Annotated in this window: 24 protein-coding genes; 14 read left to right on the plus strand and 10 right to left on the minus strand. The window is 34.3% G+C overall.

Translation table 11 applies throughout. The annotated features are described in order from the left end of the window. Positions 1 to 29: 29 nt before the first annotated feature. Positions 30 to 1,463, plus strand: a complete 1,434-nt coding sequence (locus MMB68_RS21065; protein ID WP_221785090.1) for a class I adenylate-forming enzyme family protein — start codon at positions 30 to 32, stop codon at positions 1,461 to 1,463. Next, complete coding sequence (locus MMB68_RS21070) at positions 1,450 to 1,908, plus strand: GNAT family N-acetyltransferase (RefSeq protein WP_221813280.1); 459 nt, start codon at positions 1,450 to 1,452, stop codon at positions 1,906 to 1,908. Before MMB68_RS21065 ends, MMB68_RS21070 begins: the two co-directional genes overlap by 14 nt. A 575-nt stretch (positions 1,909 to 2,483) precedes the next feature. Here the strand turns inward: MMB68_RS21070 and MMB68_RS21075 are convergent. Further along, the gene (locus tag MMB68_RS21075; protein ID WP_260506828.1) at positions 2,484 to 2,663 is read right to left on the minus strand and encodes a hypothetical protein; all 180 of its coding nucleotides are present in this window, start codon (positions 2,661 to 2,663) and stop codon (positions 2,484 to 2,486) included. 1 nt (position 2,664) lies between these two features. Then, entirely contained in the window at positions 2,665 to 3,861 is a 1,197-nt protein-coding gene (norA, locus tag MMB68_RS21080) for a multidrug efflux MFS transporter NorA (RefSeq protein WP_221785092.1), read from the minus strand. A gap of 136 nt (positions 3,862 to 3,997) precedes the next feature. Between norA and MMB68_RS21085 the strand changes: the two genes are divergently transcribed. Continuing rightward, positions 3,998 to 4,825, plus strand: coding sequence for a MerR family transcriptional regulator (locus MMB68_RS21085; RefSeq protein ID WP_221785093.1), 828 nt, complete (start codon positions 3,998 to 4,000; stop codon positions 4,823 to 4,825). A 433-nt stretch (positions 4,826 to 5,258) separates the two neighbouring features. Here MMB68_RS21085 and MMB68_RS27495 read toward each other — a convergent pair whose 3' ends face one another. Then, entirely contained in the window at positions 5,259 to 5,435 is a 177-nt protein-coding gene (locus MMB68_RS27495; RefSeq protein ID WP_481861870.1) for a DUF8096 family protein, read from the minus strand. Positions 5,436 to 5,713: 278 nt separating this feature from the next. On the opposite strand from MMB68_RS27495, the gene MMB68_RS21090 reads away from it, so the two are divergent. Continuing rightward, positions 5,714 to 6,448 (plus strand): alpha/beta hydrolase, encoded by a 735-nt coding sequence (locus tag MMB68_RS21090; RefSeq protein WP_221785094.1) that lies wholly within the window; start codon positions 5,714 to 5,716, stop codon positions 6,446 to 6,448. Positions 6,449 to 6,692: 244 nt separating this feature from the next. Next, positions 6,693 to 7,358 (plus strand): hypothetical protein, encoded by a 666-nt coding sequence (locus MMB68_RS21095; protein ID WP_277549306.1) that lies wholly within the window; start codon positions 6,693 to 6,695, stop codon positions 7,356 to 7,358. 220 nt (positions 7,359 to 7,578) lie between these two features. Here the strand turns inward: MMB68_RS21095 and MMB68_RS21100 are convergent, their stop codons facing one another. Beyond that, positions 7,579 to 8,694 carry a Ger(x)C family spore germination protein gene (locus MMB68_RS21100; RefSeq protein WP_277447785.1) on the minus strand — a complete coding sequence of 372 codons (1,116 nt, stop codon included), beginning with the start codon at positions 8,692 to 8,694 and terminating at the stop codon, positions 7,579 to 7,581. A gap of 807 nt (positions 8,695 to 9,501) precedes the next feature. On the opposite strand from MMB68_RS21100, the gene MMB68_RS21105 reads away from it, so the two are divergent. The 3 genes from MMB68_RS21105 to MMB68_RS21115 all read left to right on the plus strand — a co-directional run bounded on the left by MMB68_RS21105 (position 9,502) and on the right by MMB68_RS21115 (position 10,781). After that, positions 9,502 to 9,777 carry a GlsB/YeaQ/YmgE family stress response membrane protein gene (locus tag MMB68_RS21105; protein WP_221785097.1) on the plus strand — a complete coding sequence of 92 codons (276 nt, stop codon included), beginning with the start codon at positions 9,502 to 9,504 and terminating at the stop codon, positions 9,775 to 9,777. A gap of 30 nt (positions 9,778 to 9,807) precedes the next feature. After that, the gene (locus MMB68_RS21110) at positions 9,808 to 9,933 is read left to right on the plus strand and encodes a hypothetical protein (protein WP_260506831.1); all 126 of its coding nucleotides are present in this window, start codon (positions 9,808 to 9,810) and stop codon (positions 9,931 to 9,933) included. A gap of 368 nt (positions 9,934 to 10,301) precedes the next feature. Continuing rightward, the gene (locus MMB68_RS21115) at positions 10,302 to 10,781 is read left to right on the plus strand and encodes a site-2 protease family protein (RefSeq protein ID WP_221785098.1); all 480 of its coding nucleotides are present in this window, start codon (positions 10,302 to 10,304) and stop codon (positions 10,779 to 10,781) included. A 466-nt stretch (positions 10,782 to 11,247) separates the two neighbouring features. Here MMB68_RS21115 and MMB68_RS21120 read toward each other — a convergent pair whose 3' ends face one another. Beyond that, positions 11,248 to 12,648, minus strand: a complete 1,401-nt coding sequence (locus MMB68_RS21120; RefSeq protein WP_075419223.1) for a sucrose-specific PTS transporter subunit IIBC — start codon at positions 12,646 to 12,648, stop codon at positions 11,248 to 11,250. Between the two features lie 596 nt (positions 12,649 to 13,244). Here MMB68_RS21120 and MMB68_RS21125 point away from each other — a divergent pair. Continuing rightward, the gene (locus tag MMB68_RS21125) at positions 13,245 to 13,577 is read left to right on the plus strand and encodes a hypothetical protein (protein WP_221813291.1); all 333 of its coding nucleotides are present in this window, start codon (positions 13,245 to 13,247) and stop codon (positions 13,575 to 13,577) included. A gap of 485 nt (positions 13,578 to 14,062) precedes the next feature. Here the strand turns inward: MMB68_RS21125 and MMB68_RS21130 are convergent, their stop codons facing one another. Beyond that, positions 14,063 to 14,272 (minus strand): alpha/beta-type small acid-soluble spore protein, encoded by a 210-nt coding sequence (locus MMB68_RS21130; RefSeq protein ID WP_221785100.1) that lies wholly within the window; start codon positions 14,270 to 14,272, stop codon positions 14,063 to 14,065. 565 nt (positions 14,273 to 14,837) lie between these two features. Here MMB68_RS21130 and MMB68_RS21135 point away from each other — a divergent pair. Beyond that, positions 14,838 to 15,464 (plus strand): PadR family transcriptional regulator, encoded by a 627-nt coding sequence (locus MMB68_RS21135; protein ID WP_221785101.1) that lies wholly within the window; start codon positions 14,838 to 14,840, stop codon positions 15,462 to 15,464. Positions 15,465 to 15,547: 83 nt separating this feature from the next. Beyond that, a complete protein-coding gene (locus MMB68_RS21140) occupies positions 15,548 to 17,086 on the plus strand; it encodes an MDR family MFS transporter (protein WP_277549307.1) in 1,539 nt (512 codons plus the stop codon). A gap of 83 nt (positions 17,087 to 17,169) precedes the next feature. Here MMB68_RS21140 and MMB68_RS21145 read toward each other — a convergent pair whose 3' ends face one another. The 4 genes from MMB68_RS21145 to MMB68_RS21160 form a co-directional block, all read right to left on the minus strand. Further along, entirely contained in the window at positions 17,170 to 17,412 is a 243-nt protein-coding gene (locus tag MMB68_RS21145; RefSeq protein ID WP_264409212.1) for a hypothetical protein, read from the minus strand. A 94-nt stretch (positions 17,413 to 17,506) separates the two neighbouring features. Continuing rightward, a complete protein-coding gene (locus MMB68_RS21150) occupies positions 17,507 to 18,118 on the minus strand; it encodes a trimeric intracellular cation channel family protein (protein ID WP_277549312.1) in 612 nt (203 codons plus the stop codon). Between the two features lie 120 nt (positions 18,119 to 18,238). Beyond that, on the minus strand, positions 18,239 to 18,676 hold the full coding sequence (locus MMB68_RS21155; protein ID WP_264409211.1) for a GreA/GreB family elongation factor: 438 nt from the start codon (positions 18,674 to 18,676) through the stop codon (positions 18,239 to 18,241). A gap of 762 nt (positions 18,677 to 19,438) precedes the next feature. Further along, positions 19,439 to 19,615, minus strand: coding sequence for a DUF8096 family protein (locus MMB68_RS21160; RefSeq protein WP_221785103.1), 177 nt, complete (start codon positions 19,613 to 19,615; stop codon positions 19,439 to 19,441). Between the two features lie 394 nt (positions 19,616 to 20,009). On the opposite strand from MMB68_RS21160, the gene MMB68_RS21165 reads away from it, so the two are divergent. The 3 genes from MMB68_RS21165 to aspA all read left to right on the plus strand — a co-directional run bounded on the left by MMB68_RS21165 (position 20,010) and on the right by aspA (position 24,354). Then, on the plus strand, positions 20,010 to 21,122 hold the full coding sequence (locus MMB68_RS21165) for a type II asparaginase (protein WP_221785104.1): 1,113 nt from the start codon (positions 20,010 to 20,012) through the stop codon (positions 21,120 to 21,122). 480 nt (positions 21,123 to 21,602) lie between these two features. Beyond that, complete coding sequence (locus MMB68_RS21170) at positions 21,603 to 22,874, plus strand: cation:dicarboxylate symporter family transporter (RefSeq protein WP_221785105.1); 1,272 nt, start codon at positions 21,603 to 21,605, stop codon at positions 22,872 to 22,874. Between the two features lie 37 nt (positions 22,875 to 22,911). Continuing rightward, positions 22,912 to 24,354, plus strand: coding sequence for an aspartate ammonia-lyase (gene aspA / locus MMB68_RS21175; RefSeq protein ID WP_277549308.1), 1,443 nt, complete (start codon positions 22,912 to 22,914; stop codon positions 24,352 to 24,354). Positions 24,355 to 24,878: the final 524 nt, after the last annotated feature.

Genomic DNA, 24,878 nt, shown 5'->3' on the forward strand with positions numbered 1-24,878 from the left:
AGTAAAATAAAAAGGGAGTTTACGAAGTAATGAAACGAATTGAAGAACTAATTTTTAATCAGTGCCAACAAACGCCTGATGGACTGGCACTATCGGATTCTATTAGTAAGCTAAGCTACAGTCAAATGTGGGATTGTGTATGCAAAGCTGAAAAACAGCTGCAAGAAAAAGGGATGAAAGAAGGAGAGCTCGTTGCGTTAAGCATGCCAAACAATGTAGAAGCTATTGTGTCGTTTTTAGCGATTTTAAAAGCCGGCGGAGTGGTGATGCTTTTACACAATGAGTTAACAGACGCTGAAATCGATACTTATTTTTCGATTCAATCTCCGAATTGGCTATGGGAAACTTCTTCTTTAACTAACATAACAAAAGAAAGACCTCTGCTGCCCGTAAGGCAAGGGAATGCACTGTCCGATCTATTTTTATTTGGATTTACCTCCGGGTCAACAGGAAGGCCTAAAGGGTTTGTAAAATCGCATCATTCTTGGTCTTCATCGTTTCAAGAATGGTCAGACATATTTTCTTTAAAGCAACACGACAAAGTGCTTGTTCCTTTACATATCTCGTATTCCGCGCAGCTTTACCCAGTTTTACATGCGCTTTGCAGCGGCATGCACGCTGTTATTTTAGAAGCGTTTACACCTTCTGCTGTTTTTAAGAAGGAAGCTAGCTGCATGTCTGTTACACCAGCATTAATTTCTCCTTTGCTTCGTTACGTACAAAGCAGACCGAAAGAGAAACGACTTATGCCAAAGACCGTGATTTCAGTAGGCAATAAATTATCGCCTTCCGTTCGAAAGAAATTTTCACAAGCGTTTCCTGTTGCCTCTCTTTATGAATATTACGGATCTTCCGAAATGGGATTTGTTACGGTGCTTTCACCACATACAGCTGAAACGATGCCTAATACGGTAGGCTATCCTGTTAACAGTGTAGACGTTTTAATCCTGAACGAACGTGGAAAAGAAGTAGAAAAAGGAAACAAAGGAACACTGTTTGTGAAAACATCTCAAGCATTTGAAGGGTTTGTTAATGACAGCGAAGAAACGAACCGCTCATTTTTTAATGGATATGTTACGTCGCACGATATTGCGGTTCAGCTTCAAGACGGAAGCATTACCATAGTAGGAAGAGACAAAAACGTGATTAAAAGCAGCGGGAGCTTAGTGTATGCTGAAGAAATCGAAGAGTTGCTTTTACAAATACCGGGCGTTAGCGAAGCAGCCGTTTTTAGCGTAGTAGATACTGAACGTTCAGAAGTCGTAGGTGCAGCAATTGTTTTAGAGAACATTTCTCTTTCTGATGTGAGACAAGCGCTGACAAAACGAGTATCTGCTTATAAAATCCCGCGCGTATGGAGAATTTTAAAGTCCTTTCCGCGAATGAAAAATGGTAAAATTGACAAAGCAACGATATACAGCTACTTTACAGAGAAAGAAGGGAAGACATATGATTTCATTTGAACCCATTACAGCTGACACCATGTATATTGTTTCAGAGGTTATTAATTCAAACGAAGCCTATAATGTGTTAGAGAACGGCAAAAAAGAGCGGAGTGAAGAAGAGCTTTTTAAAGAATATATGAATGAAAAAACGGACAGTTACTTTATAAAAGCCGACGATACATACGTAGGGGTTATCGATTACATGAAACAGAATCCTAACGATGACCATCCATGGATCGGAGCTTTTATCATTCATAGCGCTTATCACAATTTTAGTTTCGGAACGCAGGCGTATCTAGCATTTGAAGACAAGCTAAAAGAAGAAGGAGTTTCCGTTCTTCGCCTTGGCGTTCTGTCTCAAAACCCTAGAGCCAAGCTGTTTTGGGAGCGCCTTGGTTTTACACAGTATGCCACTAAGCCGCTGCATCATAATCAAGTGAACTGCTTAGAAAAAGAATTGTAAAAAAAATCCGTGGGTTTATCCGCGGATTTTTTACTGTGCATTAAACGTTCGAAAGAAAAAAATATAGTAACTAATTTATTATTATCGGAGCCTTATGCTCCTGTTGAAGACAACGTAAGCCTTCTATTTGACGCGACTTGAAGTAACCTAACTGATTGCCATAGAAATTTATGTCTTCAATGCGTTCGTTGCCTATGAAATTGTAACAATTCCTTATATATAAGTAACTTTAAATGTAGGTCGAAAATTACTTTATTCATATATTTTGCTAATGCACTTAAAAAAACATTAAGAAATCAAGGGTGTATAAAAAGCTGCATACTCCGTAAAAAGAACCCTCGGTGGAACCGGGGGGACTGACTCCCGTTCTGCGACAAGGGTTCTTTTTTTGTGGTGGATGCCGTTAATTTATCTTATGTAAACTATAAAAGCAATACGCTCTTTAGTATTCGAAATTTTAAATTGTGCAAACTACCCAAGACGCTGTGAGGTATCTGCTACTAAAACCATATTGTCCAACAGAACAATCTACTGTACAGGAGCAGTAGGTTGTTCTGTCTTATAGCTATATATTTCTATACTTGTTTAGTTAACATAGAACTTTTTCCGGCTCCAATTTCGCCCGATATCAATAGGGTTTCTAAATTGGCAAAATCCCATGACACGGGGTTTCCATAGATATCTTGACCAATGCAGACTGGGAGCTCTATTTTTTCAATATGAGGGTGAATGGCTTCATATCTATAATGGAGCATCTTAGTTACTCTTTTTAGATAGGTTTAACTCTTCAGTTTTAGGTTTTTTCCATAGTATAGTGATGGCTAAACCAATGATAATGACAACCGTACTGAAATAGTAGGGATAATTAATATTAATATCAAATAAAATGCCACCTAAGATGGGGCTAAATACGTTGGCTAGGGAAGTGAAAAAAGAGTTCATTCCTCCAACAAAACCTTGTTCGTTGCCCGCGATGCGTGATAAGTACATTGTTACGGCTGGGCGAATGAGATCCGCACCTATAAATACGGTAAAGGTGACTATCATAACCGTCCAGTACGAGCTCACTAATGTCATTGTAAAAACTAAAATCGCAGATAATACCAATGACCAACGAACCATATTAATTTCACCCAGATGCTTTACTAACGGTTCGAATAATACAACCTGAAATATTGCACCTATAATGGCACCGCCTGTGATTGAAATAGCAATGTCCAATGGACTAAACGCGAACTTATGATCAACGTATAAACTAAAGAATGACTCAAATGCTGTTAACCCAAATGTCGATACAAAAATGACTACAAAAGCAATAAAGAACATAGGCATGAATATCTTTTTCAAGCCACGCTTCTTCTCTATTAGTCGCTCAACTTCTACTTCCTCTTGAGAAGACACTGGTTCTTTTAAAAGCATAACAGATAAGATTGCAGCAACAAATCCAAGAACTGAAGCTGAGTAAAAGGGTACTCGCGTGCCAATCTCAGCTAAGAAGCCACCGACGCCTGGCCCGATAATTAGCCCAGTGGTAATAGCTGCCGACATATATCCTAGCATCTTTGGACGTGTTTCCAATGTTGTTATATCTGCAATAAAAGCTGTCACAGCAGGCATAATACAAGCGCCACTGACACCACCTAAAATCCGCGATATGAATAATAACTCAATTGTTTTCCCCATTCCAAATAATAATTCTGATACACTGAAAATAAATAACCCTATTACTATCATGATTTTACGACCGAATTTATCAGCTGCTTTCCCTGCAAATGGTGAAATAATTAATTGTGTTAAGGCAAATACTGCTGTTAAGTAGCCAACTGTTGTACCACTAATGCTTAATTCATTCATAATGCTCGGTAATACAGGTATTACTAAGCCAATTCCTAAGAAAACAATAAATATGTTTATAAGTAAGAGATACAGCGTACTTCTTCTTGTCTTACTCATATGTAAACCTCCGTTTATATAATTTGCTATGCAAAAACTTATATAGCTCGACGTACTTTCCGTGCCATATGATAAAGCGTTTGCTTATGATAGTATGAAGTATGGAGTTAGTCTATAGTCAAGAGGAGTTTTTAACTTGGAGAGAAAAAATACTAAAACTTTAACTACAGGGGAATTTGCTAGCTACGTGGGAGTGAAAAAAGATACATTATTTTATTATGATAAAATTAATCTTTTCAAACCTGCAGGTAAACTTTCAAATGGTTATCGCTATTATACCTATGATCAAATCAAATCATTCTCTACACTCCAGTCTCTTCGGAAAATGGGTGTGTCAATTGAAGAGTTAAAAGAATACCTTAGTTCCCAAAACACCCATAAATTTATTCAAATGGCAAATCAGCAAACCGTTATAGTAGAAAAAGAAATTGAAAAACTGCTTCAAATTCAACGTTTCTTTAAGCAGATTATTTCAACGGAAGAGGAACTAAAAGGTGTCGAATTTGAAAAAGTTTATGTCCAAAAAACTGAGAAAAAGTACATTCTTCTAAGTAATGAAACTTCAAATGAGGGCATGAATACTGTAGAAGAATGGTCACAGCAATATAATCATTTTGGAAAACAGATAGGTTTGCAAGTTCCCGTTCCTATTGGATCTTTACTAACAAAAGATACCCTAATTCAAGAGAGGTTTGACAGGGTTGATTATTTATTTTCTTATAGTGAGTTGGATACAAGACAATCCAGGCCAGAAGGTCTTTATGCCATTTATTATCATCAAGGACCTTATAAAAATATTGTGTCTTCCTACCTCTATCTAACTAATTTTATTAAGACAGAAGGCTATTCTATTGTAGGTGACGCGTATGAAGAGTACTTGTACGATTCAATGAAAACTATTAACGAAGAAGAATACCTTACTAAAATTAGCATACAGGTGAAGGAAAATTTAAAGGAACAGTAAAATTTATTTTTTAATCTTGTACTTATAGTTGCACAAAAGGGCTACTTTCTATGAAATAGTACAAAAAATCCCTCATAGAAAAAGGAAGAATGGACTCCATTCTTCCTTCAAAATAAAAAAGAAGTTACCCCTTAACTTCTTTTTTATTCTAATATGCGTATGTAATTAATATTACAAGGAATAGCAGGGACCAAACAGTCCCAAAAACCATGAATGAGACCCGCATACGTTTTTCTGCTGAAATCTTAAATAGTTTTTCAATGATAACAAAGACGAGTTCAAGTATCCATATGTCAAGAGGCGAACTAATTTCATCTTTCATCATATGGACGTTTCCATCCCGCATAAATAATAAAAAACCCTACCAAAATCATGCAACAAATAAATACAACTGCGATTCAAGTCCTGCTTTCTTTTATAGTCTAAAGACCACCTAAATACTCTTTTTCATTCCATAATCGTGACATTCTCGTAAGAAAACGCCACTTTTTACAGAGCTTTTGAAGCAAGCTGAGTTGCAGTTATCGCACCGGCCACTAACCTTATCCGGAAATTCAGCATAGTCATAAACTTTATCAAAATCGATTTCTTGCTCCTTTATTTCTTCCAAGTTAATCACTCTTTTCTATTTGGCTTTTATTAGACTAACACAAGTACATCCGGATAAAAGGATTTTGCTAAAATTTTCATCTTCCCTCATTTTAATTCAATATATTTCCATGATTAAACTAGTTGATTAATTAACCTTCCAGTATATATAATTAATTAAAGAATGCTAATTAGCCTCTATAAAGGGTTAAGTTATACTTAACTAAGTCGATAGAAAGACATTAATAACAAAGATAATCAATTGTAAAAATTCAGCGGAGTAAGAAAGGGGATACATCTATGAATAAAAAAGTGACTTATTTTTTCATTGGTCTCGTTGCAATAATCATGGTAAGTTTTCTTGGTTTCTTTACATGGTCACAACAAACGTATGAACCATCTCAAAAGCTTTATACACTCATGAATAAAAAGGACATTAAGTATGAAAAAGATTGGGTTATTTTCAACTCAAAAAATAATAATCAAGTGGGAATTATTTTGTATCCTGGGGCAAAAGTAGAACCGGAAGCGTACAGCTACTTCGGTAAACAATTAGCAAAGCAAGGTTATTTAGTGGCTATACCTAATGTGAACTTTAACTTTGCATTATTTGACTCTAACAAAGCACAGGAGATAATAAATACCCACCCCTCTATCCAAAAATGGGTCGTAGGTGGTCATTCATTAGGAGGAGTTACTGCATCTAAGTTTGCTTATAATCACCCTAAAGAAATTGATGGTGTGTTCTTTTTAGGTTCTTATCCAGATGAAGGAACTGATTTCTCAAATAAGAACCTTCCTATACTTTCAATTTATGGTGAAAAAGATGGTTTATCAACTGTAGAAAAAATTGAAGATACAAAGCACTTATTATCCCAAAAAACAACCATGCATGAAATAAAAGGTGGTAACCATGGTCAATTTGGCATTTATGGAGCACAGAAGGGTGACTCTAAACCATCTATATCTGTAAAGAAACAACAGGACGAAATGGTTAGTGTTACTTCAACATGGCTAAAAGAAAATATTAACTAATTAACGGTTTTTTATAAGAAAATTTTGTTGAAGGGTGACTTTTATGAGTTCAATAGATCTTTTAATCAAAGCCTTAAGAGCAAAAAACATTCCAATTCAAAAGGTAAAAGTGAAAAATAGTACGCGCGATGAGTGGAAGAGTTGCCGATTACTCGATGAATAAAATCAATGGTTGAATATGACATCAAAATAAATTATGAGACTGAGCTCTAAGTGTTCGTTTAAATAATTAAGGGGGAAAAAAGTGATTGATACAATACTCTATTTTCTGTTTAGTATTTGCTATTTAACGTTGCTGATTTTAAACATAAAGCTTATTAAAAAAAGAAATGTATCCTTTTATATGGTATTTCTACCTCTTGTAATAGTTGGTTTGATTTACGATAATATCATTATTTCTCTGGGATCATTTATTGGGGAAGGTAATGTACTCCTTCTTCTTAGTATGTTTCGCTTTTGGTTCCATGCTTTATTCACGCCTACTCTTTTACTTTTTGCTTATGGAGTAGCTAAACAATCTAGCCTTCAATGGGCTAACAAATTTATATTCAAAATTATCTTCCTAATGAGTACACTTGCTCTTATTAGTTATGAGATTATACAAACGATTAATAAAAATCCGGAGATACTACGCGAGTATGGCATTATTCGATATACTTTTGTAGGAGCCTCTGGCGCACCTTTGATGGTTATTATCATGGCATTCATTTTACTTGTTGTTGGAGTTTCTCTCTACCGCAAAACACGATGGAGTATAATGATGATTGGAGTAGCTCTTATGGTTGTAGGAAGTGCTATACCCATTAACCTTCCAAGTACAGCTATAATAAACATCTTTGAGCTATTCTTTATTTGTTCTTTATTTTTAACTCAGCGTTATGTTACTTTTTCAATACATGATAAAGATTAAACCAATGCCTTTTATTCTTATAAGATACTCCACGTAACAAAATCTTTATACTGCTTAGGTAACAGAGTAACAATTCTTTAGATACTGTGTAGGTACTGTTGGGAGCTTACCTGTCCAATCGAAAAATAAAAAAGAAATCCTACTGCATTAGAAAATGGGTGAATGATAATACAATATATTCATATCAGTGTTACATCGTTATTTTCTTGATTGTATTACTTTATTTAACGATACCGTACCGAACAATTTCTACTTCTACTTTTGATTCAAATTTTACGTTTCTAAAATAGCTTGCTTTATCTTTTTTTAACCAGGACCCATGGTGAAAAGCAATTAGTCTCCCAAAAGCATCACAATTAGCTTCTTGCAATTTGTGGACTACTTCTTCTGCTTCATTAGTGAATTTTTTTGATAGTTCTTTATTTAGTTGATTAAGTTTCTTAGGTACATTTCCTATAGGAAATTCTTCTACTGCTAATTCTAAATGTAGGTTTAGATTAACAAAAACATTTCCATCTTTGTCCATAGAGACATTTAGTTTTCGTTTCATATTATTAACATTCAGAGAAATAAAATTTGTCATCTTAGACTTATTATTATTTATATTTTTTGTAAAACGTGCGTATTTTCCTCTCTTATTATTTAATAAAAGAAAAAGTGTGTATTCTCCTTGGGATAGAGTTCCTGTTAATTTTCTGTCATTAAATAATGCTAGACCTTCCACGTCAATAGTTGTACCATTATTGCCTATTTTTAATAAGGGAAGAGCAATATCTTCACCTGGATCAAGTATCTCTGAAGCGAGGGTCTGTATGGTTTCATCAGGAATGGTTGTATTTGTTTCAGTACTTTGTATTAAATTTAAGATGTTTTGGCTAATACTCGACTCTAATTGAGGTTTAATATTGAGTATATCTACTGCTGCTCCTTTTACTACTGCCAATTTGGCACTCATAGAACTACGTGGATCACGCAAAATTACATCTAAAGATGGATAAATATCACCTTTTGCAAATTGTTCACCGAATAATATAAGCTTATTTTTCGAAGCATCTAAATTACCAGGTATTTCTGTATTTAATTTCATACGTCCTTCTCTAGGCGTATTGGCAATTGTAGACAAAGTTTGACTATTACTAGCTATGGTCTCTTGCCCTGATGTCAATGAGTTGCTATAAATATCGGGTATTGAAATTCCAAATAAAAATTTGTCTTCATCAGTCCGATCAAAAGTTATAGTTTGTATTAGGATAGCATTTTTCATTAAATTTTGATCCCAGCACCCTGTTGTTAACAGTAAACATACACTGATTGTAACTAATGTTTTAACCTTCATACACTGCGATCTCCTGGTCTTTTTTTAGCAAAGAAAAACGAAAATAAGAATAAAAATAGTGGTATGACCACGATAAATCCTAAGTGTGCTGGTTCTAAAATCTTATTGAATTTTTGAAGGTCAGTTTCATTTCTAGGAAGAAGAGTGATTATGAAAACAATCCCCGCAGTATATGGAAGAAACCCAGCGTGATTGGCACGTCCAAAAAAGTACTTAAAACCATTAGAGGCAAGAAAAATCCAGCTCGCGATAGATGTAACAACAGATATAATCCAGATGGATAAAAAAACAAATCAATTCGTTCAACAATCTGAAAGGAATAGGATTTAATCATATACAATAACGGTTGGGGAGTAAGATAGAGATCTTGCCTAGTTTCAAAAATTCCAGTTGTTTAACTTTCTTTTACGTATCTTTTGTAATGTCAGGGAGATTGTCAAGTGAATTAAAATTGTTTATCTGTAAGTTTAATTACATTAGCTTGAAAGCTTTATAGCTATATAACTTTTACATTCGAAACTATGTTAAAAATAAGTTGAATGAATGCTCAATAATCTATGGCTATGCTATATTGTATACACAATTCTGGGGCACTTACCTTTTAGATAGGATAGCTAAGTCCAGTGATCAAATTGGCTGTTTGGAAGGTGTTTGGAAGGTGTCTAAAAGAATAAAATAAAGCAGTAGCATAGCTATATAACCCTATTCCATTTGAAGAAAAAATTCAGCAAGGAAAAAAGTAACAGGATTAGTGGTCCTTAGTTGGGGGTAAAGTCAACTAACTATTTCAAAGGGAGAGAATGATGTATGAGCATTCTATGGACACTAATTGTAGGTGGAATTATTGGATGGCTTGCTGGTTTAATTACAGGGCGCGACATTCCTGGAGGGATTATTGGTAATATTATCGCTGGTTTTATCGGTTCATGGTTAGGTGGTCTTATTTTAGGAAGTTGGGGACCTGTTATCGGTGGTTTTGCCATCATCCCAGCAATTATCGGATCTGTCGTTTTAGTACTTATTGTAAGCTTCATTTTGCGAAAAATGGGCCAAAACAAAAATCATGGCCGTCATGCAAAATAACGTAACAAATATAAAGTGGAGGGACTAAAGATGAGAGAGGAAAGTAAGTATGTGTTAGCTGGTTTTGTTGAAGACGATCAATTTGAATTAGAATCTTACATTACTTATTTGTTCGATCAAATTAATCATGATAACGAAATTCTGTTAGAAACTTAATGACAAACCAAATATTTTATTATAAAAAAAAAAAGAAAAGAATAATAAATCACAATATAACATAAGCGACCTTAGTAACTTTGGTTACGATACATAGGGTCGTTTATTGTTATGAAGAATGTTTAAGGTATTATTATTCATAGGAAAGGCTCAAAGGGTATTAATCACTTTAACTACGGCTTTAGTAAAAAACAATTGGTCCTATACGTTGATTAAAGTCCTTTCGAAGTGCCAAACGAAGGGGTGTACATATGATTAAAAAAGACACATCCCCTGTTGGGGCATACCTGTCCACTATCAAATAGAATTTATCTACCTTGATAAGCTAACCATTTAGTAAATCATTTTATAATAAAGGAGATGGAAGTGTGTTTGGATTCAGTGATATGCCTAAGTTCTTGTTTTCTTTCTTACTTGTACTACCACTTGTATCTCTTGTTCACCAATTGGGGCATTCTATCATGGCGATCTTTTTCGGAGGGAGAGTGGATTTTACCATTGGAAAAGGAAAAACGATTTTCAAATGGAAGAAAGTTAAAATAAAATCCGTTTACTTTTTGGATTCCTTTTGTGTATATGAAAAACTAAAATATGACAACCGATTTACCCATGCTTGTGTCTATGCTGGAGGTGCCATTGCTAATTTAGCTTCTATTTTCCTTATAAATGGTTTAGTTATGGATGACATCCTTTCAACAAGTCTCTTTTCTTACCAGTTTGTCTATTTTTCTGTTTATTATATTGTATTCTCGCTATTGCCTATTAAATTTACAGAAACAACTTCAAGCGATGGACGTGCTATTTACGATGCATTGAGGTATGGAAAAATAACATGTAACCCTGATTAATAAGGCTGAAATAATGATGGAGATTGAAAAATCAACAAAGCTACATATTATTTCGTTTGCGCAATAAGTTAGACAGTAAAAATAAAACTACTATAAATAATGTAGTTAATTTAGCAATTAGTATAGATGTTGATGATAATTGATAACAAAAAACCTTGTACTCCTTTCCGGTAGAAGGTCATTTGCATGACGGAAATGTCATTATATACCATACGAGAAAGTTAACATATACCTTCTAAAGTAAAACATAATGAGCAACAGTGGCAGCGTGAAGGATTGTATATTTCAGATTTTAAAAATAAGTAAATAAAATTATATAAAAAAGAGAAGGGCTTTAATCTTCTCTTTTCCTACAACATCAATGATTGAGCTTTGCTAAAAAGGCCTTATACTGGATCAAGATATAAGGCTTTTTCTAATGTCATTCATTGTAGTTTATTAATTACAATTTATAATTTATATATAATTACCGATTCTTAAGCATCTTGTCGTTATAACCAAACAGCCATGTCAGAATAAATGATACAGCAAAGGCAATCAAATTAACGAAAATATAGATAAAAATCTGATTATTCAAGTACAATAATAATCCTGGAATAGCTGTAACAGACATTCCTGTTGCTTTTAGATGAAAAATCGAGGCTAAGAATCCCCCTACTGCTCCTCCTATAAGGCCCATTATAAAGGGTTTAAAGAACCTTAGGTTTACTCCAAATATAGCCGGTTCTGTAATTCCTAAAAAGGCTGAAAATGCTGATGGGAATGCTAATGCTTTCACTTTTTTATTTTTAGATTTCAATCCAACTGCTAGCGTTGCAGCCCCTTGAGCTACGATTGCGCTAGTAATTAATGGATTGAATGGATTAAATTTTGTATCAGCTAATAATTGAATTTCAAGTAAATTAAATATATGATGAACGCCAGTAATTACAACAACTTGTTGTAGGCCACCAATAATAATACCAGCTAAACCAAACGGTAAATCTAAAATTGCTTTTGTGCCTGTTAGAATTATGTTTTCTAATGAATGAAAGACTGGTCCGATAGCGAAGAGACCTAATGTAATCATGATCAATAATGTTAGAAATGGCGTGAGTATTAAATCAATTGAATCGGGCACTTTTTTACGAATCCAACGCTCTAATTTTGCCCCTAAAAGACCTACAAAGAAAGCTGGTAAAACAGAACCCTGATACCCTACAACTGGAATAAATCCAAAGAAGTGAATAGGATGTGCGTCTCCTGAACCTACTGCATATGCGTTTGGAAGTGCTGGATTTACTAACATTAATCCCAAGACAATTCCTAGAACAGGGCTTCCACCAAATACTTTAAAGGCTGACCATGCAATTAATGCTGGTAAGAATGCAAAAGCTGTATCTGTAACAACTTGTGTAAACATTATGAAGTTTTCAGGGATATCATTGGGTGTATAACCCAACCAATTTAACACTGCTTCTTGAGTTAGTACCCCACGTAAACCCATAAATAATCCGGTTGCAACAAGAACTGGAATAATTGGAACGAAAACGTCACCAAAGGTTCGGATAGCTCGTTGAAAAGCGTTTCCTTGTTTCTTAGCTTCTGCTTTTACTTCAGATGTAGACGTGCCTTTAATACCCAACTCATTCACTGCTTCATATACTTTATTAACAGTTCCTGTACCAAAAATAATTTGGTATTGTCCGGAATTATAAAATGCACCTTTTACTTTCTCTATATTTTCGACTGCTTCTTGATTTACTTTTGTTTGATCATGTACCATAATACGCAATCTTGTTGCACAGTGAGCAAATGATGAAATATTTTCTCTTCCACCTATTGCCTCAACTACTTTGCTAGCTATGTCTTTGTAACCATTTTCCACTTGATGATAACACCCCTTTGGTGATGATAATATAATGAAACTGTAATAAGAAAAAAACTAATATTTCTGATTCGATCGTGACTATATTTCTTGCTATCTATAAAAGATATAGCCCAAACAAATAGGAACCGGTTCCAAAAAACTAAAAAAACAGCATATATATAATTAAATGTTTCCTTTCATAGGAGCCAATTTCGTTAAATAAGAAGGTAACTTGGAACCGGTTTCTTTCGCTTATTATAGTTTATGAAATAAGAAAATGTCAACGCTTTCTTTTATTAGTCAGGGATTCTAAATTCCAGATCTTTAAAAACAAACATAGCTATATAAAAAAGAAGGTACTTGAAGGGCGTCATTACGCATATAAAGCTTGTATTAACGCGGTAATGTTACTGAATTAGCTACTGATTAGGTAACTAAGTCGAAATTCTTTAGATACTATGTAGCTACTGCAGTAAGCTAGCCTATCCACTCAAAAAATAATAAAGATTTTATTTAACTGCAACTAAATATTTAAAGAAGGATTTATTATACTGTTATTGAATCTATACAGGACGGTTTATTTCAAATCTCAATTGCAGAGAGGGGAAATGATAATGGCCACTGGAAGAGAACGGGCGGCACGGAGTATTTTGGGTCAATCAGGATTGAGGAATAGCAATCCAGACAACGCTACGTTTGATGAAAAAGGAACAAAGCCTCGCACCTCAAATTTTGAAAGAGTTGCGACTCCTCGTGAGGGTTCTACTCGAATAGCAAGGATGGCAGAAGAATATAGAGCTGAATATAAAAGAGTAAAAAGAAGAGAACAGTTTTTGCAAGACACAATAGATTTATTAAGTGATTGTAATAACAAGCAGTCCGTTAGAGAGTTAAAGGAATTAATTAATTTAGCAAAAGAGCGATTAATAATGTATCAAGGTAAATAGAAATTATTCCTTTTTTTATTACTGATATAGTATAACACTAATACGTTCACATACACATTTGTGTAAGTGCATTTTTGCTAGGAGAGAGTAGCCATTATATGATGGTTGCTCTTTTCGTTTTTAAGGAGATATTATTAAATGAGAGATTGGTTTAGGGTATTCACTCTGAGAGATGGTTCAAAGAGAGAAATTAGAATTAATTAAGACAAATATGAGCTTTTTCTACAAATTGTACAAATGTACAACTTATTATAAGGGAATTGTTTACTATTTATTTAACGTTATAGAGTTTCCATATTCTTAACTCAGCGTTATGTTACTTTTCCAATACATAATAAAGATTAAATCAATTCCTTTTATTCTTATGAGATACTCCACTTAACAAAATCTTCATTTCAAAATATAAGTATATATATCCAATTTTAAAAAGGAAAAAGAAGAATGGATATCCATTCTTCCTTCAGCCATCATTTTATAAAATTGTATTAGAAACGCCCGCCGCCAAGTTGTTGCTCAGCCATTTGTACAAGACGCTTAGTGATTTCGCCACCTACTGATCCGTTTGCACGTGCAGTTGTGTCAGCACCAAGGTTTACACCAAATTCGCTCGCGATTTCATATTTCATTTGATCGATTGCTTGTTCAGCACCGTATACTAATAATTCGTTGTTGTTGCTGCTTTTGCTGTTTGCCATGTTGTGTCACCTCCTTGTTTCTTTTAAGTTTCCTATTATAGGAGGAGTGCATTCATGGTAAATAAAGGATGTATCATTCCCTTAACTGCTTCCTATACTAATTCGTAGAAACAAATGACACTTTAAAAAGTGGGATTAGATGTATCATTTCCTTGTCATGAAAATTAAACATTTGCCATGTTTGAAAAAAGAGCCGTATCTAAAAGATACGGCTTTTTTATATTTATTGATGGCGAAGCTTTTGTTTTCTTCTATTTTTACCATATAGATAATTGCCTTTGAATTAAGCAAAATGAAAAATCGATTAAAAAAAGCGAAAAGCAAAATAAACTGATCAAAATATTCCTATATTAAATAAATTGGATATGTAACAAAGCAAATTTTATTTGTTATGAAAGAAGTGAAAGGACTTGAGGATTAAGCACATCCTCATTCTATTGGAACTAAGAAGATATTAAGTGAATTAGTTAGGAGTAGATTTTAGAAACTGATCGATTTATCTCTGTAACTGTTGGATTTGTTTTCCTCTTGTTTTAGTCATATTGTTAATAGTAATATTATAACTATGGAAAATAAAATTAAAAAATCACCTCTTGCTTTAGCTATACTTTGCCTCCTCATTGAAGAGCCTATGCATCCATATCGTATGCAACAGCTTATCAAAGAGAGAGGAAAGGATGAAGTTATTAACGTTCGTTATCGAAATAGCATCTATCAGACCATTGATCGTTTGCATCGCGATAGAGCGATTGTCATTCAAGAGAAAAAGCAGAACGAAGGGAGACCAGATTTAATTGTTTATGAAGTAACGGAAGAAGGGAGAGAAGCTGCGTACGAGTGGATAAGAGAAATGCTTTCTACCCCCAAAAAGGAATTCTTAGAATTTCCAGCTGCTATTTCCTTTCTTGCTCTTTTAACACCGGAAGACGTAAAAGAGCAACTACAAAAAAGAGTGCTTGCTTTAGAGAAAACATTAGCTTACGTAGATAAGCAGATGGAAATAGCGACAAGTAGGGGCATTCCACGTTTGTTTTTACTTGAGGTGGAATATCAGCGAACTATGTCACTTGCTGAGTTAAAATGGATCCAAGCTACTATCAACGATATACAAGGAGAAAAATTAAAATGGGATTGGGAATGGTTACGCGAGATATCGTTATATCTTACCTCTAAAGAAGAATCAATGGACTAACCCTTCCTAATGCTTATTGAATTATTTATAATTTACACAATTTCAGAATTTATTATGGTACAAAAGGAGAAAAATGATTAAATATGAATGCAAAACAAGGTAATTTAAAGCTAGTGCTGGCAGGTCTTTTGCTAGCACTTTTAATGGCGTCTATGGACAACACGATTGTCGCTACTGCTATGGGAACTATAGTCGGAGAGCTTGGCGGTCTTGATAAGTTTGTATGGGTTACATCAGCTTATATGGTTGCTGAAATGGCAGGTATGCCAATATTCGGTAAGCTTTCCGATATGTTTGGACGTAAAATGTTTTTTATTTTTGGACTCATCGTCTTTCTAGTTGGATCAATTCTTTGTGGTACGGCAGAAAGTATTATACAACTTAGTATCTACCGAGCAATTCAAGGGATTGGCGGTGGAGCACTTATCCCAATTGCTTTTACTATTATGTTTGATACGGTGCCTGTTGAGCAGCGTGGTAAACTAGGTGGTTTATTTGGAGCAGTTTTTGGTTTATCGAGTATTTTCGGGCCCTTGTTAGGTGCTTATATTACAGATTACATCAACTGGCACTGGGTATTTTATGTGAATATTCCTTTGGGACTTCTAGCATTATCATTTATCGTATTTTTCTACAAGGAATCACCCGTGCATACCAAACAAAAAATTGATTGGTGGGGTGCTGTAACTCTGGTTGGCTCTATTGTCAGCTTAATGTTTGCCTTAGAGCTTGGCGGTAATAAATATGAGTGGAGTTCTGGAGAAATCTTAGGTTTATTCATTGCTTTTGTCGTATTATTTATTGCTTTTATTTTAATTGAAAGAAAAGTAAAAGATCCTATTATATCTTTTCAAATGTTCAAAGTTCGTTTATTTACTACAAGTAACCTCTTGGGTCTTTTTAGTGGGATGGCATTCATCACGGCTTCAGTTTATATCCCTATCTATATCCAAGGTGTGCTTGGAGGAACAGCTACTAACTCAGGTCTTGTACTGCTTCCGATGATGTTAGGCTCTGTCGTTTCAGCCACAACCGGCGGTTTTCTAATGAATAAATTAAGCTATCGTAGCATTATGATTGTCGTTACAATTATTCTAGGAGCAGGTGTATTCTTACTAACAACGTTGAGTCCTGATACAAGTCGTTTCTTAGTTACAATCTATATGATTCTTACAGGACTAGGAATTGGAGCAACATTCTCAGTTCTCAGTAACGCAGCAATTCATCATTTTGAGCCGGCACAAAGAGGGTCTGTGAATTCGACTGTTTCTTTTATTCGCTCATTAGGCATGACGCTTGGTATTACCATTTTTGGAATCATTCAACGAGACGAGTTTTCTTCTAAACTTAAGGAGATTTTTGCAGGACAAGATCAAATGGTCAACAATCCAACATTTAACGATCCTCGCGTAATTCTTGCGCCGGAGGCTCGTGCTCATATCCCAGCACCTGTGTTAGATAAAATTGTAGGAGTTCTTTCTTCTTCTATCGCCCATACCTTTATGTGGGCGCTTATTCCTACGGTGCTTGCATTTGTGGCCGCTCTAATAATGAGCAAAGAACAACTGAAAACATCTCTAGAAAATGAAATGTCCAATAAGAAAATCGAGATAAACAAATAGAGTAGTTTAATTATAATCATAATTAATAATCTTTTAGATATTCCAAAAAAAAGAAGTTACCAGGGGTAACTTCTTTTTTTATTCTAATATGCGTGTGTAATCAATATCACGAGGAATAGCAGTGACCAAGCAGTTCCAAGAACCATTAATGATACTCGCATAAGTTTCTCTGCTGAAACCTTAAATGGTTTTTCAATAATAAGAAAGAGGAGTTCAAGTATCCATATGTCAGGAGGCGAACTGATTTCATCATATGGACGCTTCCACCCGGCATAAATAATAAAAAATCCTACCAAGATCATGCAACAAATAATAACAACTGCCATTCAAGTCCTGCCTTCTTTTATAGTCTAAACACCACCTTACATACTATATACGTAAGGACCCTCTCATTTAAAAAACGAACCTTATAGTTTAAGTTTATTTCTCCACTTTATAAACGGGAAAATTTAATTTTAATAAAACTGATAAGACTCTAGAGGCGAAAGTAACGAAAAGACAAATGTATAAAGCGAAAGGGTGAGGGACTTTATCATACGTAAGAATAAGACTAACGGACCCTAAAATTGATGCTATCGCATAAATTTCCTTTTTAAATACATAAGGTATTTCTTTTGCAAATATATCTCTTAAAACACCCCCACCGATTCCTGTTATAAGACCCATAGAAATGATAACAAAAGAATTGTTTCCGTGATATACCATTACTGTGTTTGAACCAACAACTGTAAATACACCTAATCCTATCGCATCAGAAACTATAATAATATTTTTGATTGTAGATAATTTATCGTAAAAACACCATGCTAATAGCCCAGCAATTAGACTAACAAAAAAATAACTAGGCTTGATGAAAGCAACAGGTGGTATATTACCTATCAGTAAGTCTCGGATAATTCCCCCACCTAAAGAAGCAGTGACACCTAAACAAATAACTCCAAACAAATCTAGTTGTTTTTTAATGCCTATTAATACTCCAGACACACCAGCAGCTATAATACCGAGATACACAAAGATTTCTATTAAAAGCATTTCAAAAATTTCCTCTTTTCGCATTATAAATATCCACAAAAGTATCTCTTGAGTAGATACCCCTATTCAAAAAACAATATTAAGCCCTTACCAAACTTTCTGGTAAGGACTTAGTCTTATCTACCAATGACTTTTAAACTTAATCTCCTTAATAATTACCTCGGTATTGCCTCCCGGAGTTGTTAATACTAATTTTTCTCCAGCTGAACGTAATAACAATTGACTCCCAACAGGAGATAAAAATGAAATATTTCCCTTATCCGGATCAGATTGATCCGGGAAGCAAATGGTGAATTGTTCAGTTTCCTTATTGTCCACGTACATTAAAGAAACCTGGCTTTCAATAAAAACTTTGGGCACAACAGAAATATCTTCAGACAGAGCACTAAAGCTTAATAGGTATTTTTGTACCTCATGAGTATACTTATAAAAGAAATTTAGATATTCTCTCGTATCAGAAGAAAAATAGGAAGAAATAAATTCTGTACAGTTTTTGTCTATGAAAGCCAATTGACGTATTAAGCTTTCTCCTAAAGGATGATATACTTTATGGCTCATAGTAGACTACCCCCGTACCGTGATTAAGTCCTTTGCAGATTTTCATTTTTAATTTCATAAAAACCCCTCCAAATAAATATTAAGATTATCAAATAATCTTCAATACATCATACCACATAGGGGTACAAGTTCCTATCTTATAATGACTAACAAAATTATTCTTGTTTCGTACAAAAATTTTAATTCACTTGTAAGCAATCTCTCGATCTCAGTTATATTGATACTATTATTCTAAAAAGTTATGTTGTCGATATGGAAAAAGATAATTTATTTAAATAGAAACATTCTCATTCTGAGGTCATATTATTAAAGGTGAGATGTGACCTACTGTACTACTTAAGCTTTCGTGATTTAGTGGAAATAATGGAATAATGAGGATTATCAATGACTCACATAACAAATATGCAATGAATATAATGATATGAACCTGAATTAGAAGGAAGAGTGAGATATCATCTAAAATATACAAACGAGTCATTTTTATTCTAATATGCGTGTGCAAATAATACACAAAGAAAAAACAGGGATCAAACAGTCCTCAAAAACATAAATGAGATACGTATAATTTTTTCTGGCGAAATCTTAAATGATTTTTTAATGATAATAAGGAGGGTTTCTACTATCCATATATCAGGAGCTGAGCTAATTTCATCGCATGGATGCTTCCATCCTCCATAGATAAAGATAAGTAAACACAACTACATTTACATAAAAAGGAGAAGGGTAAAAACCCTTCTCCTTTTACTATATAATCCTCTATACTTAGATACTCTTCTTCATGCCACATTCTCGGCATTCACGTAAGAAAACGCCGCCTTTTACAGAACTTTTGAGGTAAGATGAATTGCAGTTGTAGCATCTTCCACTGACCTTATCCGGAAATTCAGCATAGTCATACACTTTATCAAGATCTATTTCTTGCTGCTGTTTTTCTTCCATGTTGATCATTCTTTTCTAGTTGACTTTTATTAGATTACCACAAAAAGTGAAGGTGAAATTATTTTATGTAAAACGAACATCAATTAGCTCACTTAACCTCATTTTGTTAAACTTTTAATGATTTTCTCACTCTATTTTACATAAATTATCAAATTTGATTTTAGAAATTTATAATTTTTTTGTTGTTTTCTGTATGATTATGTAGTTCCTATTATAGATTAAAGCTATGTTCTTGTTAGAAGAAAATGAAAACGCTTAATTGTATCTATATTTTTATTAATTATACTTTGATGGAGGAATTTCTAATGGACAACTAACTATAGAGAAAAAATTGATTCCATATTATTAGTATTATATTACTTACAAATTTTCTACATAAGGGAGACAACTAACTATGAAACTAAAAAAAAACTTAGGAATAACCATTTTATCTGCTGCATTATTATTTTCAGGAATTGGCCTATCTGCTGATGCAACAACCAATAATGCCAAAACAGTCGTAAACCATTCGGAAAAAAAAGATTTGCCTAATATAAAAATTTTAGCTACTGGTGGTACAATTGCAGGTTCTTCTGATAGTGATACAGCTACAACTGGATATAAGGCAGGAGCTCTTGGTGTTGAAACGTTAATAAAGGCTGTTCCTCAGATGAAAAAACTAGCAGATGTTAGTGGAGAACAGATTGCAAATATCGGAAGTGAAAATATGGATAATTCAACTTTATTAAAGTTAGCAAAACGAATTAATACTTTATTAGCATCTAAGGATGTTGATGGAATTGTAGTGACACATGGAACAGACACTTTGGAAGAGACGGCCTACTTTCTAAATCTTGTAGTAAAAAGTGAAAAACCTGTTGTTATTGTTGGTTCAATGAGACCAGCTACGGCTATAAGCGCAGACGGTCCGTTAAACTTATACAATGCAGTGGAGATTGCTTCTAGTAAAGAAGCCCAAAATAAAGGGGTTTTAGTAACTCTGAATGACCGAATTGGTGCAGCTCGCTACATAACAAAAACAAATACAACAGCAACAGATACGTTTAAATCTCCTGAACAAGGATATGTTGGAGAAGTTGCTGGGGGTAAGGTATTGTTTTATAATGAACCCACTCGTAAACATACGACAAAATCAATTTTTAATGTTTCAAAACTTGATAAACTTCCTCAAGTAGACATTCTTTATACATACCAAAATGATAATAGATACCTTTATGATGCTGCTGTAAAAGCAGGGGCAAAAGGAATAGTAGTAGCAGGATCCGGAAATGGGTCAATGTCTGATGCAGCTTTATCAGGAGCTAAAGATGCTGTTAAAAAGGGGGTAATCATTACTAGATCTAGCCGTGCTGGTAATGGGACTGTGACTCATGAAGCTTCAGATGATAAAAATAAGTTTGTCACGTCTGATTCGTTGAATCCTCAGAAAGCGCGTATTCTCTTAATGCTTGCTCTAACTAAAACAAAAGATCCTAAAAAAATACAAGAATATTTTAATGAATATTAATAAGCAAAAAAGAGTCCTTTGCTATAAGTAGCAAAGGATTTTCAAATTTATTGAAATAGGGGAACATGCTATTAGTTTAGTTATTTTTATAGATTAATATACAGAAGGAGGTAAAAAATCTAACCTCTCACACATAGATACGATCATTTTCAAGTTAGCACTGTGTATAGAAAACCGATTCACTTCGTTTTTTTGTAGTTTGCTTGTTCTAATAAACTTGATATGTCTAAGAGAGGGGGTAACATGCCCACTTATACACGTCTCTTCCATCTTGGAACACCTTGCAACTATGACGTAAAAGTTGGCTATGCATAGTCCAAAAAAATATTAAATCTTATAAATACTTTATTTATCTTTTGTGTGTTTCCGTAGATTTCTGTTGTATTTTGTAGACGATATTATAGACTAGGCTTAACCTTACATTACAACAAAAAATGAATATCTTGTTTTAATGTAATAGGAAATGAAAGGGGTTACATCATGAAAAAATTCGGATTAGCTACACAGATTTTTATTGGTCTTGCGTTTGGGGTTGCGGTAGGTGCTGTTTTTTATGGAAATAGTACAGCGATGGCCATACTTCAACCTTTAGGGGATATTTTTCTTCACCTCATTAAAATGATTGTCATTCCTATCGTTGTATCCGCACTCATCGTATCTATAGCTGGCGTAGGTGATATTAAAAAGCTCGGCAAGCTAGGTGGAAAAACGATTCTTTATTTTGAAATCGTTACCACAATTGCACTTGCTATTGGTTTATTAGCTGCAAATATATTTCATCCAGGTACTGGTATAGATATGGGGAACCTTGAGAAAGGTGATATATCCAAATATGAAGAAACATCTAAAACAACGGAGAGTACAGGAATAGGAGATCAAATCGTTCATATTATCCCAACTAATATCTTTCAATCTCTAAGTGAGGGGAATTTATTAGCGATTATCTTTTTCTCAGTCTTATTTGGCTTAGGAGTTGCAGCAATTGGAGAAAAGGGTAAACCTGTTTTGAATTTCTTTGAGGGTGTATTAGAATCCATGTTTTGGATGACAAATTTGGTAATGAAATTTGCTCCATTTGGCGTATTTGCTTTAATTGGTTTGAATGTGGCGAAGTTTGGAATCGGTTCATTGATTCCTTTAGGAAAGTTAGTACTCGTTATATATCTGACCATGATTTTCTTTGTTTTTGTAGTATTAGGTATTATTGCAAAGATGGCTGGAACTAATGTTTTAGTCCTTATAAAAATCTTAAAAGATGAGTTAATTTTAGCGTTTACAACCGCAAGCTCTGAAGCAGTATTGCCAAGGTTAATGACTAAAATGGAGAACTTTGGTTGTCCGAAAGCTGTCACATCATTTGTTATTCCGACAGGATATACCTTTAACCTTGATGGATCATCCATTTACCAAGCCATTGCTGCCCTTTTTATTGCACAAATGTATGGCATTCATTTATCTTTCGTAGAACAAATTACACTTTTACTTGTGTTGATGTTGACTTCTAAGGGAATGGCAGGAGTTGCGGGAGCCTCATTTGTTGTTGTATTAACAACACTGGGATCAATGGGATTACCTCTAGAAGGTATGGCATTCATTGCTGGTATTGATCGTATTTTAGATATGCTTCGTACATCTGTCAACGTAGTAGGTAACGCATTAGCTGCTATTGTGATGTCTAAGTGGGAAGGCGGATTCGACAAAGAAAAAGCAAAGCATTATACAGATTCTATTAGAAAATCGGACGTAGCATAAAAAAATTTCTTTTTATGTAAAGAAGGAGATCAATGTTATGACAAATATAGAAATACCAGAAAAACAAAATGTAAGAATTGAAAAAGATTTCCTAGGAACAAAAGAAGTTCCTACTTATGCTTATTATGGGATTCAAACTTTACGTGCAGTTGAAAACTTTCCAATAACAGGATATCAAATTCACCCAGAGCTTATTAAAGCATTAGGAATCGTTAAAAAGGCTGCTGCTCTTGCTAATATGGAAACAAAAAGGTTATATGATGGGTTGGGTAATGCAATTATTGAAGCAGCAGACGAGGTTATTGAAGGGAAAAGAAACAATCAATTTATTGTTGATCCAATACAGGGTGGTGCGGGGACCTCAATGAATATGAATGCAAATGAGGTTATTGCAAATAGAGCTTTAGAGTTACTTGGTCACAAGAAAGGTTCTTATTCCGATTTAAGCCCTAATAGTCATGTAAACATGTCACAATCAACAAACGACGTATTCCCAACTGCTATCCATATTGCAACGCTTAATCTGTTAAATAAGTTACTGAAAACAATGAATTATATGCACAATGTATTTCAGAAAAAGGCAGAACAATTTGATTCTATTATAAAGATGGGACGCACTCACCTACAGGATGCGGTTCCAATCCGTCTTGGTCAAGAATTTGAATCATATAGTCGTGTTCTTGAGCGCGATATGAAACGTATTAAGCAATCTTATGGACATTTATATGAGGTTAATATGGGAGCAACTGCAGTTGGAACGGGTTTAAATGCAGATCCACGTTATATCGAAAATGTTGTAAGATATCTAGCAAATATCAGTGGTTTACCACTTAAGAAGGCCAATCATCTTGTAGACGCGACTCAAAATACAGATGCTTATACAGAAGTTTCTGCAGCATTAAAGATTTGTATGGTAAATATGTCGAAAATAGCGAATGACTTACGTCTAATGGCATCTGGGCCTCGTGCAGGCCTAGCAGAAATCACTTTGCCAGCTCGTCAGCCAGGATCTTCGATTATGCCTGGAAAAGTTAACCCTGTCATGCCAGAGATGATTAATCAGGTTGCCTTTCAAGTTATCGGTAATGATCATACAATTTGCTTAGCTTCTGAAGCAGGTCAACTTGAGCTTAATGTCATGGAACCTGTTCTTGTTTTTAATTTACTTCAATCCATTAGCATCATGAATAATACTTTTCAAACATTTACGGATTATTGCCTGCAAGGGATTGAGGCGAATGAAGAACATTTAAAAGAATACGTAGAGAAAAGTGTAGGTATTATTACGGCTATTAATCCTCATATTGGATATGAAGTGACTGCTAGAATCGCACGAGAAGCAATACTAAAAGGTGAATCCGTACGTGAATTATGCTTAAGGTATGATGTTTTAACAGAAGAAGAATTGGATCTTATTTTAAATCCTTTTGAAATGACTAATCCAGGGATTGCTGGAAACTCCCTTTTTGATAGGGAATAAACAGGTTTTAATATGAAATGAAATTCACTACTATCATCTGTTTGATTCTTTAATTAGTATATGAAGGAGAAACCTATAAAAAATCTGTTGAATTAACGTTTTAGCTTTAAAACATGTGGTACACATATAGTACAGCGCTAATATTATTGTTGGTTGTTGTGAGAAGGTAAATACTTAATTTATGAAGGGACTGATTAGTTTTGAAAGAATTAACAGCGACTTCAACAAACGTATTGCCTCAAATTGAAAGTAGATATTTGTATCTCACACAAGGCACTTTGGTTATGAACCGATATACGTAACGAAAGGGCCTAAACAAGGGCAAATAAACAAATTCTTAAACAGTATGGGAAGAAGCCTGTATCTAAGGAGATCCAGGCTTCTTCTTTTCGAGTTAAGTCGGGTAGGCAGGCACTCTCACGAGCGCCCGCCCCCCTAAGAACCGTACGTGACAGATTTCCCGTCATACGGCTCAAGCCTTCTTTTTATCAAAACAACTTCTTTATTTAATACATGGTACATGT

Origin of the sequence: Priestia sp. Y58 (assembly GCF_029522095.1) — a bacterium.
GTDB classification, from domain to species: domain Bacteria; phylum Bacillota; class Bacilli; order Bacillales; family Bacillaceae_H; genus Priestia; species Priestia megaterium_E.